Below are 14,876 nucleotides of genomic sequence, written 5' to 3' on the forward strand. Positions count from 1 at the left end.
GTGGACCTGCCCATCAGCCAGGCCTGGCTTGAGGTCCTGCTCCTGGCCTCGCTCCGCATGACCGCCTTCCTCTTGGTGGCCCCGCCCTTTTCCCACCAAGCGATACCGGCGCGCATCAAGGCGATGCTCGGCGTCGGACTCGGTTTGGCCGTCTCGCAGCGGCTTTCGGCCGGTTACCAGCTCCAGGACACTGCCGGATACATCACCGCTGCCGTCCTTGAGATCGCCACGGGGCTCGTCCTCGGGTTCCTGGTCATGCTGGTCTTCGCGGCCATCCAATCGGCGGGCAGCCTGATCGACCTTTTCAGCGGCTTCCAGATGGCCCAGGCCTTCGATCCGCAGATGATGGTCAACGGCGCCCAATTCACCCGGTTGATCCAGATGGCCGCCTTGGCCCTGCTTTTCGCGTCCGATGGCTACCAATTGGTGATCGGCGGCTTGGCCGGGAGCTTCTCGGCCCTTCCCCTGGGCGGCGGATTGGATTTGGCCCGGCCCGTGCAGGCAATGACGAGCGCCGTCACGGGGATGTTCCTGAGTGCCGTGCAGATCGCCGGGCCGTTGCTTGTGGTTCTCGTGCTCGCCGACGTCGGACTCGGTCTCCTCACGCGCGTGGCCCCGGCCTTGAACGCTTTCGCGCTGGGCTTCCCGCTCAAGGTCTTCATCACCCTCGGCCTCGCCGGCTTCCTGTTCCTTGCCCTGCCCCGGCTCGTGGCCATGCTCGCCGAACAAGCGGCCAACTCGCTCATGGGGGTGGGCTGATGGCGGATTCGCAGGAGAAGACCGAGCAAGCCACGGACAAACGGATCCGGGAAGTCCGGTCCAAGGGCCAGCTCTCCCGATCCCAGGACCTCACCGCCTGGCTCGCAGTCGGTGCGGCAGCAGCCATGCTCCCGTCAACCATCGATCGCGCGTCAAACGCCGCGGCGGACCAACTCTTCAGCATCCGCGGCGTCATTGCCCATCCCGAACCCGCCAAGGCTGTCGCAGCCCTTGAGGCAGGGTTCGCTTCCCTGGCCCAAACCCTCGGACCCCTGTTCACGGTGGTAGCGCTGGTGGTCCTGGCGGGGTCCGCCGCGCAAGGCGGGATCCACATCAAAAGGTTCCGCATCGACGTCGAACACTTCAACCTCGCCAACGGAATCAAGCGGATCTTCGGTACCCAGGCACTGTGGGGAGGCCTCAAAGCGCTCCTGAAGACCGCCGTCGTCGGGCTTGTCCTGTACTCGGTGGTGCAGGGCCTCATCCCGGTCCTGCTCACGGCCGGCGGGCTGCCGGTGTCCGGCGTGCTGTCCGCAGCGACCGGCGGGATTTCCTCGCTCATCCAGTTCGCGGTTCTGGCCGGCCTGGTCCTCGCCGCGGCCGATATCTTCGTGGTCATGCGCCGCAACCGGAAGATGACGCGCATGTCCAAGAAGGAAGTCCGGGACGAGAACAAGAACAGCGACGGCGACCCCCTCATCAAGTCCCAGCGCCGCTCGCGCCACCTGACCATGAGCCGGAACCGCATGATCGGCGCCATCGCGGACGCCGACGTCGTGATCGTCAACCCGACGCACGTCGCCGTCGCGTTGAAGTACGACGCCGGCAAATCGGCGCCGCGCGTCGTGGCCAAGGGGTCGGGGGTCATCGCAGCCCGGATCAGGGAAGAGGCGGAATCGAAAACGGTTCCGATGGTCCAGGACGTGCCGCTGGCCAGGGCCCTGCATTCAGCCTGTGAGCTGGGACAAGAGATCCCTGTTGAGCTGTACCGTGCCGTCGCGGGTGTCCTGGCCTTCGTGATGTCGCTCAAAGCCAGGGGAGCGGCCCGCGGAATGCACCGCATGCCACTAGAAAGGAGACAGCCGTGAACAACAGATTCTCCAGGCTCACGGTCCCGGTGGGAATCGTGGGCATCGTGCTGCTATTGGTGGTTCCCGTACCGGCGCCGCTCCTGGATTTCCTGATCGTCTGCAACATCCTGCTCGCGCTCCTCATCCTGCTGACCAGCATGTTCGTCAAGAAGCCGCTGGACTTCTCGGTGTTCCCTTCGCTGCTGCTCGTGGCCACGCTGTTCCGGCTCGGCCTCAACGTCGCCTCCACCCGCCTGGTGCTGGGGCAAGGATTCGCCGGACAGGTGATCGACGCGTTCGGCAAAGTCACGGTTGGCGGGTCAATGATCATCGGTGCCGTGGTGTTCCTGATCCTTGTTGTCATCCAGTTCGTGGTGGTCACAAAGGGCGCCGAACGCGTGGCCGAGGTGGGTGCGAGGTTCACCCTCGACGCCATGCCCGGCAAGCAGATGGCGATCGACGCGGACCTCAACGCCGGACTGCTCACCGACGCCCAAGCGCGCAAGCGGCGCGCCGAGGTGTCCGCCGAAGCGGACTTTTACGGCGCAATGGACGGTGCCTCGAAGTTCGTCAAGGGCGACGCGATCGCCGGCATCATCATTATCATCATCAACTTCGTCGGCGGCATTGCCATCGGGGTCCTGCAACGCGGAATGAACGTGGGCGACGCCCTCAACTCCTACGGGCTACTGACCATGGGCGACGGCCTCGTCACCCAGATTCCTGCCCTTCTCATGGCCGTCTCCACTGGCATGATCGTCACCCGGTCCAACGCCGAGGAAGACATGGGCCGCACGGCGTCATCGCAACTCACGCAATCGCCCAACGCGCTGCTGATCGCCGGTGTCGCCGCGATCGCCATGGCCCTTATTCCCGGCATGCCCATCCTGCCGTTCCTCCTGGTGGGCGCCCTCCTGGTGTTCGCCTCCCGGAGGCTGTCGTCGCAACAGAAGCTCAACGCCGCCCGTGACGCGGAGGCCGCCGCCGCCCAAAGCTCCGAGGAAGACCCCAACGAGCGGATCATGCAGGACATGCGCATCCATCCCGTGGAAATCCTGCTGGCCCCGGACCTCGTGGACCTCGTCTCGGGAGCCTCGGACGACCTCCTTGCCCGGGTGCGGTCCCTGCGCCACAAGATCGCCATGGAACTCGGCATCGTGATCCCGCCCGTCCGCACGCGCGACAACGTGGAGTTGCCGCCGGCCAACTACGCCATCCGCATCGCCGGCGTCGAAGCGGGACGCGGCACGGCGCCGTCGGGCAAGCTCCTCGCACTCGGTGACTTCCTCGACGCCCTGCCCGGCACCGCCACCGTGGAACCGGTCTTCGGCCTCTCAGGAAAATGGATCCCCACGGAAATGCGACACAGCGCCGAAATGACCGGGGCAACAGTGATCGACAGGGTTTCCGTCCTGGTAACCCACCTGTCCTCCATCGTCTCGGCCAACGCCGCGCGGCTCCTCAGCCGGGAGGACGTCCGCGTCCTCACCGAAGGCGTGCGAAAACAGAGCCCGGCCGCCGTCGAGGAACTGATCCCGGCACTCATGTCCCTCGCTGAGGTGCAGCGGGTCCTGCAAGGCCTCCTCGAAGAGCAAGTCCCCATCAACGACCTCCCGCGCATCTACGAAGCCCTCGCTTTGCGGGCCAAGGTGTCCACGGAACCCGAGGCGCTCATCGAGGCGGCCCGCCAGTCCCTGGGGCCGGCGCTCGCAGCGAAGTTCCTGGACGGTTCGGTGCTCAACGTCATCATGATCGATCCGCTCCTCGAGCAGTCGATGCTCGAGGACATGCGCCCCGCCGAAGGGGGAACGCAGATCGTCATGAGCCAGGCCCGCCTGGACGCCGTGTTGGGCTCGATCCAGGCATCTGTTGAGGCCGCGGCCGTTGCGGGGCGGCAGGCCGTCCTGGTCTGCGCACCTGCCTTGCGGCCTGCCGTCCGGCGCCTCGTGGCTTCCCCCGACGGCGGTGTTCCAGTCCTGTCCTACCGCGAAGTAACGTCCGCCAACATCCAGATCGAAACCGTGGGGGTGGTCCGCCATGCCGAAGCAATTCAGGCTTAAGGGCGCCTCCCTGGACGCCATCCGGGAGAAAGCGGAAAAGCAGTACGGCGCCGGAGCGCGCATTGTGTCGGCCGAGAAAGTCACCAACCCCGGGATTGCCGGCCTCTTCGTCGCCAACCGGTATGAGGCCACGATTGAGGTCGCTGAGGTGGTACCGGGCCCGCCCCCGGGAGGTGACGCGGAACGTTCGACGGCGATGTGGCTCGACGGCGCCACCCACGCCCTGCACGGTCCCGCCATCGCCGCGCTGCTGGAGCAGGCGGACGCCGCCGAGCTGGACCTCCACCGGCCGGCGACGGCTGTTTCGGGGGCTGTTCCAGCGGCCGTTCGGGCCGCTGTTTCGACGGCTTCACCGGACTTCGCCGGGCTGTTGGAGCAACTGGGCAAGGAACTCACCAATGAGCATGCTCCTTCGGCGCCGCTACCATTGCCCGCATCCGGTCCGGTACCAGTGCAGACTCCCGTGCCCGTGCCGCGGGTCGGAAGCGGCAATCTCATCATTTTGCTCGGGCTCGGCGACGACGCCATGGGACCGGCACTGGAAATGTCCATCGCCGGGGGCGGTTCCGACGTCCGCACCGCCGGCCGCTTGACCGCGTTCGGCCACCTCCATGTCGGCGGAAAGCAGGGCGCGACGGCGGCACGCGCCCAGGCGGTCCACGCTGGCCAAACCGTTCTGGTGGCCTACGGTTTGGGCGGCCCGCGCGACGCCGCGGCACAGGCCTCGGAGATTGCTGGCCTTGCCCCGGACCAATTGTGGCTGGCCGCTGATGCCAGGCGGAAAGCGGAAGACACCGAAGCCTGGGTGCGGGCCCTCACGGCCGCCCTCGGTGTAGAAGGCTTGTCGGTCGAAGCACTCGCGGTGTTCGGCACGGCCGAGACATCGACTCCTGAAACGGTCAATGCGCTGGGTCTCCCCGTCGGCTGGGTGGACGGCAAGCCCGCCCGCGTCGCAATGCTCGGAAAGGTAGATTGAGAGCATGCTGGTACTGACACGCAAGCCGGGCGAACAAATCATGATCGGTGACGACATCGTTATCACCGTCATGGAAGGCCGTGGCGACGGCGTGCGCATCGGAATCGAAGCCCCCCGAGGGGTGTCCATCCAGCGTCGCGAAGTGATCGAAGCGATCGCCGCCGCCAACCTCGCGGCAGCCCAAGCCGGCCCCGAAGCCGAAGAACTCCTCGCAGGCCTCCGCCCCCCGGCAGCGCCCGGAACCAAAGCCGCCGGTCAAGAAGCCGCAGGCGCACCAAGAAACCCGGCACCGGAAAACCGCCCCTAACCTCACGCCTGCTCACGCATCACCGCGCTTTTCCCGACGCCCGCTCACATCTGATGGGTCTTTTCTTGACGCTCGCTCACATAACGCGTGTTTTTCCCTGACGCCCGCTCAGGTCCGGCGGGTTTTTTCCCTGACGCCCGCTCAGGTTTGGAGAGACATGGGTCCTCGGGAAACCTGGCTTGTGGATAACTTTTCGACGCTTTGCGGGTACTTCAGCTACCCTGATGCTCAGGCACACAACTATTGGGGGATAGCACGCCATGACTTCACGCACGTCCATTTCTTTTCGCGCCCGGTTCTTTTTTGCTGCCGTCGTCAGTGTGATTTTTGTTCTTACTGGCTGTGCTCCGGGCGGTCCACCGGGAGCATCAGACGAGCCTTCCGTCAGCGTCACGGCCACCCCGGCGCCGACTGCGACAGCGGTCTACAAGCTCGCCGACGCCACGGGAAAAGCCCAAAATGTCCGGATTCCGATGCTGCCGGAGGAGGCCAATGCAAATAATGAAGACGGCGTCGAGGCATTCGCTCGGTATTGGTTCCAGACGCTTTCGTACGCCTACGAGACCGGGGATGTAACCGCCTGGTCGGCCAACACGTCCCCGAGCTGCAAGTTCTGTACTCGTCTGAAGGAAGGACTGGATTCCGCCTATTCCAACGGCCGTTGGCTTGTCGGTGGCAAAATCCTGACTCCCTCAATCGAATCAAAATACAAACCGGAGGCTCCGACGCAGCAGGTGATAATCCAAGTCGTCCAAGAGAAGATCGATTACTTCGAAGCAGATGGAAGCGCGAGCCAGCCGATAACTGTGTCGTCTAAATCCGAATCAGTGATGATTGCTTCATTCGAATCAGGATCGTGGAAAGTTAAAGATCTTGGCCTGATTCGGTAGATCATCGTCTGGACTTTTCAAGTAGTTCGCATTTGGAAAATATTGGGGGAAATAAAAATCATGTCTTTGCTGATGTCCAGTTCTTTACGTTCCCGGCTGTCGCTTGGTGCTGTCGTTGCAACAGTGACGGCAGTCCTAGCTGGATGTGCCTCAGGGGCGCAACTTGACGGGCGCGAATCTGTTTCGCCGAGTGCTTCGGTCAGTGCCACTGTAACGCCAACTCCTACGCCGACCTTGACTCCTGTCTACAAACCCGCGTCTTCTACAGGTAGAGCTGAGAACGTGCCAGTTCCGGCGCTGCCGGAAGCCGCGAAAGCGAACAGCAAGGAAGGCGCCGAAGCGTTCACGGCCTATTGGTTTCAAGTGATGGGCTACGCATATGAAACCGGTGACATTGGGCCGCTAACGAAGCTGACAGGACCGAATTGTGAGATGTGCGAGGGGGTGAAGAAGGTCGTCCCCAATGCGTATACCGGGGATCGTTGGCTCAGTGGTGGGTCATTTTCGACTCCGACTTTCGAGTCAAACTTCACTCCGCATAATGACGGTAGGATCCCCGTGATTGTTCAAGTCATCCAGAGTGAGATTCGCTATTGGGGGCCTGGAGGGATTGAATACCGACCGCCAGGCGACGAGACTAACACGGCGAACGTCGCCTTCTTACGGTTTATTGACGGTTCATGGATGCTTGACTCAGTTAATCCGCTGGCATGAGCAAGGAACGTTGGCTCTCGCGCTTTTCCCGGGTTGGAGTTATTTTCCTTTTGACGAGCCTTTGTGGACCGCCCGCGTTGGCTGCCACCGAAAATGGTGAAGCTCGGTGGAGTAATACGGGCGTAAAACCGCTTGTCTATATTCGTGATGGGGAATCGGGTGGACTTGTCCGATCCGGCCCCGGCGTGGTCAGTGACGACCCCAACCAGTACAAGCCGGTTTTGCAGTGTCAGGTCGGGGAGAATTTTGATAAGAAGTGTCTTCCGGGTCAGTTGCAGTGTCCGGCGCGTGAGCCGGGCGGGAAACCCGGGACGGCGGTGATCTGGAAGGTCGCTCCGCGGGCGCTGGAGAATCCGACCTGGTCTGATTGGAAGTCACCCAGTGATGGTCCGTCGTGCTTGTACGACCAAAAGCCGGAGGATCTGTTGGCCAGGATCGCCGGGAGGATCGTGTCGGATTTCCGGACGCTTCCGATCACGCCGGCGGTTCTGGGGATCCAGCCGAGTCCGCACACACTCAGGGGAGCCGAGACGAATGTGTTTGCCGATGCGGCGGAGCAGCGCTTCGATGTGGTGATCCTCGGGCAGAAAGTCCGGGTGGTGGCGACCCCGGCCGAGTACACCTACAGCTATGGGGACGGCAGTGGTTTGGGGCCGACGATCTTTGCCGGTGGCCCGTTGCCGGAGGAGCAGTGGGGTGAGCAGACGCGCACGAGTCACGTGTATAAGCAGACGGGTGATTTCCAGGTGTCGGTCTCGACGACGTTTCGTGGCACGTATTCGGTGAATGATGGCCCGGATTTGCCGATCCCGGGCACGGGGGAGTTCGCGTCCCCGGCGCAGACTGTGAGCGTGTGGCGCTCGGTCACGCGCAACTATGCCGATAACTGCCTCCAGAACCCCCAGGGCGAAGGCTGCCCAGGCGTGCCCTCAAAATAGGACCCACGAACCACCACGCCAAGCCGAAACCCAAAGACCCCGCCAACCAGCCCTAACCCAGCCCCAAGAACTCTTCGAGGAGCGGCAACGAGCAATCCCGCGTCGCAGCCAAGGCACGTTCGATGTTTGCGCTCCCCGCCAAGAACATTACGTCGTCCTCGGTCGAGGGGTCGTGCGGCGGGACGGCCACTGCCACACCGTCACCGGTAATCGCCCCTTTAGGCAACGGTTCGCCGGTCCTTTGTTGGCCCACGGTCAACGCTTCGATGTTGGCGGCGGCCGTAACCTCAACACGCTTGACCAGTTCGACCAAGGCTTCATGGTGCTGCCGGAGCAGGTCTTCCCAGAGGCCGGACGATGCCGCCGAGATGATCATCGGAAGTGTGGAGCTTGCGGGGAGCCTCCATTCGACGGCTACGGCCGAAGATTCGATGTTCCGGGCAAGGGTATCGAACCGAAGGTTTTCTAGGACGCTCTCAACGTCGGCGGCCGTAAACTTCAGCCACTGCCAATTGCCGGTCCGCACATGCAGCAACTGCGATTCGAGCCGGAACAACAACAGTTCCAACTGTTTCCGCTCTCGCCACAGCGTTGCCGATAACTCGTCCGCCCCCACGGTTCCCCAATCCCCGGTTGGACCTCCGAAAATGATTCCGCGGCCCGTTTTTCGATCTTTTGCTTGAGCGTACACGGATTGTTAGCTACCAAGTGGTATGTTCACTCAATACACGTCTGTTACAGGCAACTTTTGGCAAGCTGAACGGTCTCTGCAGCTTGCAGCGAAGGCCCTGGAAACAGGATATGCACTCAATAATCAGGTCTCATGGGGGGACTAAATTTGAATCGCGAAGAACGCAACGAGCTGGTGCTGCAGCACTTGCCGCTCGTTGGCTACTTGGTGTCCGAGCTTTGCGCGCGGGCGTCACATTTGTCACGCGACGATTTCGCGTCGGTAGGTTCCGTGGCGCTCATTACGTCGGCTGATTCCTTCGACCCGGATCTCGGAGTCCCCTTCGGCGCCTTCGCGCGTCGCCGGATCGTCGGAGCCTTCGCGGACGAGATGCGTTCGAGCGACTGGGCCACGCGTTCAGCCCGCAAGCGCATCAAGGAAACCATGTCCGTCCAGGAAACGCTCGCCGGCGTCTTGGGCCGTACGCCCACGGTGTCCGAGACGGCGTCGGCGCTGGGCGTCGAGCGCAGTGTCGTGGAAGCCGCCTTGGCGGACGCCGCACGCACGCTCACTCCGCTCGACGACGTCGTGGTTGATACCGTCGCCGCGGAAACCGTCTCGCCGGAGCACTCTGTCCTTGCCGACGAGCGCATCAAGTACCTCCGCGCCGCAGTCGCAGCCCTGCCCGAGAAGATGCGCTACGTCGTCGAACAAATCTACTTCGACGGCCGGACCGTCAAGGAACTCGCGGAAGAGCTCGGTTCCACCCACGCCGCGGTGTCCCAGCAACGCGCCGAGGGCATCCGACTCATGCGTGACGGACTCGCCATGCACTACGCGGACGATCCCGGGCAGGGCTTCGAGCCGCAATCCCGCATCACAGCCCGACGCCGGCATGACTACCTCTCGACACTCGCCACCGCGACGTTGGGCGGCATCACGCGCGGATTCGCGGCCCATGATCCAGCCCTTAACCGGGCGGTCTAGAAAAGATACTTACCGGCGCCTCAGGCGACGGACGACGGCGACACCGCCGGCGGCGAGCGCGGCCCCCATCGCGATCCCGACGGCGGTCCTGGCCTTCGATGGTCGGGCCGACGGCGCTTCCGGAAGCTCCTGCGCGTCGGTCTTGAGCGTGACGGTGCCTGCGTCGCCGTCGACCCGGATCAGCTGTCCGCTTTCGATGCGGCTTGTTGCGACGGCGGTGCCCAAGACGGCCGGAATGCCGTATTCGCGAGCGACGATCGAACTGTGGCTCAGCGGCCCGCCGACGTCGGTGACCACAGCGGAAGCCATGGCGAACAGCGATGTCCAGGCCGGCGTCGTCATGCGCGCCACAAGGACGTCGCCGGGTTCCATCCGGTCGAAGTCGGCCGGTCCGCCGAGGACCCGGGCGGGGGCCGTAACCCGGCCGCCACTCGCGCCGACGCCTGTGATCGTGTCTCCCGACTGCTCGCGCGAGTTCGCGGGCATCATGCTGCCGAATGCCCGGTTCGCCCACGTGATCTCGGGCAATAGCTGGGGCGGGTTTGCCTTGCGTTGTCCCCGCCACGCCATTTTTCGTTGCTCCACGGCGTCGGTGAGAGAGTCGGTGACAGAGCCGGTGAGAGAGCCGGCGAGGGAACCAGCGGGGGAAGTGCCTGCAGCGGTGACTTCCTGGGTGCGAAGCCAGAAGACGTCGTCGGGCGCCGCGATCACTCCGGCCTCTGTCAGCCGCCTGCCCAATTCCAGCAGCATGCGGCGAAGGAGCGGCCATGCGAGGCCGATGTCGGCAAGGGCGTCTTCCCGGACCGGGACGGTGGCTTGGGCCCAGCCTAAAAGGCGGTCGAAGGCGGCGCGGCGGGCGGGATCGAGCCTGCGCCGCACGATGCGTGTCTGTTCCTCGCGCCGGTTCTTCGCTTTTTCCTGCCGTTCGTGCGGATTGTTCCCTTGGCCGCGCAGGTAGAACTTCAAGGTACTGAGCAGGGGAGAGGGGTCGTCTGCCGGGACGGGGTTGAGGAAGTCCAGGTTGAAGACGGCGTGGCCGTAGCGGTCGAGGTGGGTGCGGAATTTTGCGGACCATTCCTGCCACAGTTCAGGATCCGCGCCGGGAAGCCCGACGTCGGATCCCTCGCCAGTGTGCGTGAGCGCTCGGGCGATGGCCTGGATCGGAGCCGAAGTGATCGCGCCGGCAAGTCCGGGGTGTTTCCTGGTCCACGTCGCGAGGTCGTATAGCGATTTTTCGGCGCGGATCGGCTCGCTGTCGAATCCCAGGAGGAAGGTCAGGGCAGGCGGGTCCCCGGCACGGCGCACGAAGGTTTCGTAGTACCGCCCGAAGACGATCTCGCTTGTCGCCGCGAGCGGAATGACGGACTGCACCGCTGTGTAGTAGACGGTACCGCCGTCGAGTAGTTGCGAGACGCCGTCGAACAGTTCAGCGTTCGAGAGCTCACTGAGTTGCTTCGCTGACCAGTCCTGGACGAGTTTCGCGTAGAGGGGGTGGGAATATTCCCGCCATCCTTGGACGCCCATGTGTGCCTTGCCGCGGGCGAGGGAAACCATGGCGCCGGGGAACTTGGCCATGACCCGCCACATGCCGGAGTTCCGATAGTAGTAATAGGCGTAGCCGTTGATGGTGGGCAGCGCCACGTCGCCTTCCCGAACGGCGTTGCCCTTGAAGGCCTCCCCGAGGAGTTTGGTGATCGACTTCGAGACCGAGCCGTCAATCATGTCGGCGAACAGGGTGGAGAGCGGGTCCGGCAATTGTTCGACGATACTGGCCCGGAAATACAGCCCATCCGGGTAGGGCACGGTCCAGTCCGTGGGGGCATCGCCGGTGGGTTCGGGCAGGGCCGTGATCGGCCGGGATTGGACAACGTGGACATGTCCCGAGGCCAAAGCCCATTCGATGTCCTGGGGAGCCCCGAAATGGTCTTCGATCTCTTTGCCCAATGCGGTTAGTTGGGTAAGTTGTTCGTCGTCGAGGGCGGCGCGCCGGCGTTGCGCATCCGGAACAGGACGTTCGGCCGTGCCGCCGGGAGTGCTGTCCGGCGCGCCGGTGGCATAGACGGTCATCACGTCCTTGTCGGCGATGAACCTCGATTTCGCCTTCGCCGACGACTTGTCCACTACGTAGTCGTCAGTGCTGACAGCGCCGCTGACCACGGATTCCCCGAGCCCCCACGCGGCGCTCACTATGATTTCCTCGCGGCGCCCGGTGCGCGGATTGGCCGTGAACATGACACCGGAAACCTCGGACTCGACCATCACCTGGATCACCACGGCGAGGCTCAACCCCTCTGTATCTATTGCCCGGCGCGCCCTGTAATCCATGGCCCGCGCTGTCCATAGGGAGGCCCAACAATCCTTGATGGCGTCTTCGAGGCCGGCGGGGCGGATATTCAGGTAGGTATCCTGCTGGCCCGCGAAACTTGCGTCGGCCAGGTCTTCGGCCGTGGCAGATGACCGCACGGCGAAGGTTGCCTCGGGGCCGGCGCCCAGGCTGAGCAGCGCTGTATTGATCTCTTGCGAGATCCCTTCAGGAACGACGCCGGAACGGAACAGGGCGCGGATCTCCCGTTCGGCGTCGTCGGAGGATCCTCCCCCGGCCAGTTCCGCGACGCGGGCCGTCAACCCGTTGGAATCCAGGAACGCCCTGTAGGCGTTCGTGAGGATGACGAAGCCCGGCGGGACGGGGAACCCGGCGCGGGCCAGCTCGCCCAGGTTCGCACCCTTGCCGCCCGCGCTGGCGACGTCTCCGCCGTCGATCTCCTCAAACCGTTGCGTGAAAACCATCGCCGATGCTCCCTCGATCCAGTTTCCTGTGCTCATGTGGGCCGGTGCCGCCTCACACGCTACGCCGGGCATCTCCTGAGCGAAAGGCGCCAGCCGATTGACTTCGTCGCGGAGCTGGCGAAGCCCTTCGCCATGAGCCTGCCGGCGATTGTCCAGCCGGCAATTGAGCGGCTACTTCGCCGCCGGTATCCGGCGGAGTACGACGGCGGCGAGGACCGCCGCTCCTGCCATCAGTACCAGCCCGATCGCCGCGGTGATGTGCACGCCGGATTCAAAGGCGGAACGCGCCGCGGCGGTCAGGGCTTCGGCCATCGGCTGGGGGAGCGTCGCGGCGGTATCCATTGCTCCGGCAAGCGTTTCGCGGGAACGTTCGGCCGGGTGTCCGGACAGGCCTGCAGGCAGCAGGAGGTGCTGCTGGTAGGACGCTGTGAGGATCGAGCCAAGAACCGCCGTCCCGAGGAGGGACCCCAGTTCGTAGCCGGTCTCGGAGATCGCTGAGGCCGCACCGGCCTTGTCCGCGGGCACGGCGCCGAGAATGAGGTCGTTGGAAATGGTCTCGGACGAGCCGACTCCCACCGCGAGCAGCAAGAGCGCGGTCAATAGGTATCCGGGTCCTTGGCCATGGTTCCCCGCGGCCGCCACGAGGTAGCCCACCGCGTTCAGGGTCAGGCCGGCGGCGACTACCAGTCCCGGCCGGATCTTCTTGACCACGGGGACCACCACGAGTCCGGCGAGGATCGTCGCGAGCAGCGCGGGGACCATCGCGATTCCGGCTTCCATGGGAGTCTGTCCTTCCACGAGCTGCAAGTGTTGCGCGAAGAAGTATATGAAGCCCGTCATGGAGAACAAGGACAAGATGTTGGCCGTAATCGCCGTGCTGAAGACCTTGTTCCTGAAGAGCCGCACGTCCAACATGGGCGAAACCAGGGAGCGCTGCCGGCGGACAAAGACGACTCCCATGGCCAGGCCGAACACGATGAACGCCGCAGGGCCGGGACCGAAACCGTGCACGGCGGCTTCCTTGATGCCGTAGACAACGGGCGCCATGGCCAGGATGGACAAAGCGACGCTTGGGACATCGGCCTTGCCTGGATTGCTGTCCTTGGATTCGGGGATGAGGAACGGGCCAAAGGCAAGCAAAGGCAGCAGGAGTGGCACGGCCACGAGGAACACTGCTCCCCACCAAAAGTGCTCAACGAGCCAGCCACCGAAGATCGGGCCGAGTGCCGCCCCACCCGAGAAGCCGGCAGCCCAAATCGCGACAGCAAGCCGACGCCGGTTGGGATCCGGGAAGATGTTGCGGATCAGGGACAGCGTTGACGGCATGAGCATGGCACCGAAAATGCCCAATCCCGCACGGCCGGCAATGAGCCATTCGGGAGATGGCGCGAACGCCGAGGCCGCAGAGACGGCGGCGAAGCCCGTGCTGCCGATCAATAGCAGTCGACGGCGGCCAATCCGGTCGCCGAGGTTCCCCATGGAGACCAGCAATGCGGCCAGCACGAGCGCGTACGAGTCCACGATCCACAGCAACTGGACGCCCCCGACGTCGAGCTTCCTGGCGATTTCCGGCAAGGCGAAGGTCAGTGCGGTGTTGTCCACCGCGACCAGCAGTACGGGAAACATCAAGAGGGCCAGGGCCGCCCAATCGCGCCACGGCGCAGTGTTGGACGCGGAGGGAATGCGGGGGAGCTGGGTTGTGGACGGGCTGAACATGGAAATAACTGTACCGTCCGGACGGTATAGTTTCAATCGACCTCGGGACCTAGGGAAAGATGGACACCATGCCTCGAAAACCTGTTGCGCGGGCCGCTGTCCTGGACGCCTATGAAGCCTTGTTGATCGACGTGGGGGAGCGGGCGGCAACGCTGGACGCCGTTGCCAAGCAAGCGGGGGTGTCCAAAGGGGGCCTCCTTTACCATTTCCCTAACAAGGAAGCGCTGATCGCGGCCCTCCTGGAGCGCATGGATACCTTGGCCGCGAAGGACCTCGCGGAAATGAAGGCCGCGCCCGAAGGGCCCGCGGCTTTCTTCATCAAATCGTCCCTGTGGGCGAACTCTCCCTTGGACAGGGTTTTTGTGGCCGCTGCCCGGCTTGTGGAAGTCGCCCACGAGGAAACACGTAGGCGCTTTGCCGGGATCCAGCAGCAGTGGCTCGACCTGCTCGCCGAAGAAGTAGGACCGGAGATGGCGCGTGCCGTTCGGTATATGGGCGATGGGCTGTATTTCAACGCGATGCTGGAAGGCGGGGCCGCCGGCGGAGAAAGCAAGGCCGACGAGAGGAGCGCCGACGTCGCAGCGCTGCTTGCCGCCGTCGAACGCCTTCGCAACTGAACACCTGCGCAGCTGAAACAGCCGGCGCCCTACCCAATTGGCGACCCCATTTGCGGAGCGGCCCCGGACATAGGAGAATTGTCCCTTGTGAGAGCTGTCACCGGCTCGCGCAATCTGACTCACACAACTGAATACGCCTTTGAACTGCGGCGGGAGAGTCCTGCAAGCAAGTGATGCAGGCGCCGTAGGAGCAAACCCTCCCCAGGAATCTCTCAGGCCAATGCACCGCCGCGGCAAGGCAACTCTGGAAAGCAGCAAGCCGTCCCGTGGTCCCGGAACTTCCCGGAACCACGAACAGGATGTGCCGTGCTCACCGACGGTGCAAGCGGGCAATAAAGCCTGCGGAAACTCTCAGGTCCAATACAGAGCGGGGAGGAACCCTGAT

The 14,876-nt window shown here is 63.9% G+C and carries 13 protein-coding genes and 1 riboswitch; of the genes, 10 read left to right on the forward strand and 3 right to left on the reverse strand.

Features of this window, described 5'->3' with window-relative positions; translation table 11 throughout:
* The 8 genes from ABCW42_RS04375 (at position 1) to ABCW42_RS04410 (ending at position 7,714) form a co-directional block, all read left to right on the forward strand.
* Positions 1 to 759, forward strand: coding sequence for a flagellar biosynthetic protein FliR (locus ABCW42_RS04375; RefSeq protein ID WP_423183707.1), 759 nt, complete (start codon positions 1 to 3; stop codon positions 757 to 759).
* The gene (locus tag ABCW42_RS04380) at positions 759 to 1,847 is read left to right on the forward strand and encodes an EscU/YscU/HrcU family type III secretion system export apparatus switch protein (protein WP_423183708.1); all 1,089 of its coding nucleotides are present in this window, start codon (positions 759 to 761) and stop codon (positions 1,845 to 1,847) included. Before ABCW42_RS04375 ends, ABCW42_RS04380 begins: the two co-directional genes overlap by 1 nt.
* Positions 1,844 to 3,889 carry a flagellar biosynthesis protein FlhA gene (locus tag ABCW42_RS04385; protein WP_423183709.1) on the forward strand — a complete coding sequence of 682 codons (2,046 nt, stop codon included), beginning with the start codon at positions 1,844 to 1,846 and terminating at the stop codon, positions 3,887 to 3,889. The genes ABCW42_RS04380 and ABCW42_RS04385 overlap by 4 nt, the downstream gene beginning before the upstream one ends.
* Positions 3,867 to 4,865, forward strand: coding sequence for a hypothetical protein (locus ABCW42_RS04390; RefSeq protein WP_423183710.1), 999 nt, complete (start codon positions 3,867 to 3,869; stop codon positions 4,863 to 4,865). Before ABCW42_RS04385 ends, ABCW42_RS04390 begins: the two co-directional genes overlap by 23 nt.
* A 4-nt stretch (positions 4,866 to 4,869) precedes the next feature.
* Positions 4,870 to 5,172, forward strand: coding sequence for a carbon storage regulator CsrA (gene csrA / locus ABCW42_RS04395; RefSeq protein ID WP_423183711.1), 303 nt, complete (start codon positions 4,870 to 4,872; stop codon positions 5,170 to 5,172).
* A gap of 260 nt (positions 5,173 to 5,432) precedes the next feature.
* The gene (locus tag ABCW42_RS04400; protein ID WP_423183712.1) at positions 5,433 to 6,062 is read left to right on the forward strand and encodes a DUF6318 family protein; all 630 of its coding nucleotides are present in this window, start codon (positions 5,433 to 5,435) and stop codon (positions 6,060 to 6,062) included.
* A 60-nt stretch (positions 6,063 to 6,122) separates the two neighbouring features.
* Entirely contained in the window at positions 6,123 to 6,776 is a 654-nt protein-coding gene (locus tag ABCW42_RS04405) for a DUF6318 family protein (protein WP_423183713.1), read from the forward strand.
* Positions 6,773 to 7,714, forward strand: coding sequence for a hypothetical protein (locus ABCW42_RS04410; RefSeq protein WP_423183714.1), 942 nt, complete (start codon positions 6,773 to 6,775; stop codon positions 7,712 to 7,714). Before ABCW42_RS04405 ends, ABCW42_RS04410 begins: the two co-directional genes overlap by 4 nt.
* Positions 7,715 to 7,766: 52 nt before the next feature.
* On the opposite strand, the gene ABCW42_RS04415 is transcribed toward ABCW42_RS04410, so the two are convergent.
* Complete coding sequence (locus tag ABCW42_RS04415; RefSeq protein WP_423183715.1) at positions 7,767 to 8,282, reverse strand: hypothetical protein; 516 nt, start codon at positions 8,280 to 8,282, stop codon at positions 7,767 to 7,769.
* Positions 8,283 to 8,552: 270 nt separating this feature from the next.
* Here ABCW42_RS04415 and ABCW42_RS04420 point away from each other — a divergent pair, with 270 nt between their 5' ends.
* Positions 8,553 to 9,371: a sigma-70 family RNA polymerase sigma factor gene (locus ABCW42_RS04420; protein WP_423183716.1), complete on the forward strand. Its 819-nt coding sequence runs from the start codon at positions 8,553 to 8,555 to the stop codon at positions 9,369 to 9,371.
* A gap of 9 nt (positions 9,372 to 9,380) precedes the next feature.
* On the opposite strand, the gene ABCW42_RS04425 is transcribed toward ABCW42_RS04420, so the two are convergent.
* Together ABCW42_RS04425 and ABCW42_RS04430 are read right to left on the reverse strand one after the other, a co-directional pair.
* Entirely contained in the window at positions 9,381 to 12,194 is a 2,814-nt protein-coding gene (locus ABCW42_RS04425; RefSeq protein WP_423183717.1) for a PEP/pyruvate-binding domain-containing protein, read from the reverse strand.
* Positions 12,195 to 12,329: 135 nt separating this feature from the next.
* Positions 12,330 to 13,874, reverse strand: coding sequence for an MFS transporter (locus tag ABCW42_RS04430; protein WP_423183718.1), 1,545 nt, complete (start codon positions 13,872 to 13,874; stop codon positions 12,330 to 12,332).
* Between the two features lie 68 nt (positions 13,875 to 13,942).
* On the opposite strand from ABCW42_RS04430, the gene ABCW42_RS04435 reads away from it, so the two are divergent.
* Entirely contained in the window at positions 13,943 to 14,491 is a 549-nt protein-coding gene (locus ABCW42_RS04435) for a TetR/AcrR family transcriptional regulator (protein WP_423183719.1), read from the forward strand.
* 140 nt (positions 14,492 to 14,631) lie between these two features.
* A riboswitch (glycine riboswitch) is annotated at positions 14,632 to 14,729 on the forward strand.
* Positions 14,730 to 14,876 lie beyond the last annotated feature (147 nt).

Source organism: Arthrobacter sp. NyZ413 (assembly GCF_049390645.1).
Taxonomy (GTDB): Bacteria; Actinomycetota; Actinomycetes; order Actinomycetales; family Micrococcaceae; genus Arthrobacter.

Excerpts from the sequence above, each read along its gene's own strand:
- ABCW42_RS04380 (WP_423183708.1), top strand. The coding sequence starts at position 759 with ATGGCGGATTCGCAGGAGAAGACCGAGCAAGCCACGGACAAACGGATC.
- ABCW42_RS04390 (WP_423183710.1), top strand. The coding sequence starts at position 3,867 with ATGCCGAAGCAATTCAGGCTTAAGGGCGCCTCCCTGGACGCCATCCGG.
- csrA (WP_423183711.1), top strand. The coding sequence starts at position 4,870 with ATGCTGGTACTGACACGCAAGCCGGGCGAACAAATCATGATCGGTGAC.
- ABCW42_RS04400 (WP_423183712.1), top strand. The coding sequence starts at position 5,433 with ATGACTTCACGCACGTCCATTTCTTTTCGCGCCCGGTTCTTTTTTGCT.
- ABCW42_RS04405 (WP_423183713.1), top strand. The coding sequence starts at position 6,123 with ATGTCTTTGCTGATGTCCAGTTCTTTACGTTCCCGGCTGTCGCTTGGT.
- ABCW42_RS04410 (WP_423183714.1), top strand. The coding sequence starts at position 6,773 with ATGAGCAAGGAACGTTGGCTCTCGCGCTTTTCCCGGGTTGGAGTTATT.
- ABCW42_RS04425 (WP_423183717.1), bottom strand. The coding sequence starts at position 12,194 with ATGAGCACAGGAAACTGGATCGAGGGAGCATCGGCGATGGTTTTCACG.
- ABCW42_RS04430 (WP_423183718.1), bottom strand. The coding sequence starts at position 13,874 with ATGTTCAGCCCGTCCACAACCCAGCTCCCCCGCATTCCCTCCGCGTCC.
- ABCW42_RS04435 (WP_423183719.1), top strand. The coding sequence starts at position 13,943 with ATGCCTCGAAAACCTGTTGCGCGGGCCGCTGTCCTGGACGCCTATGAA.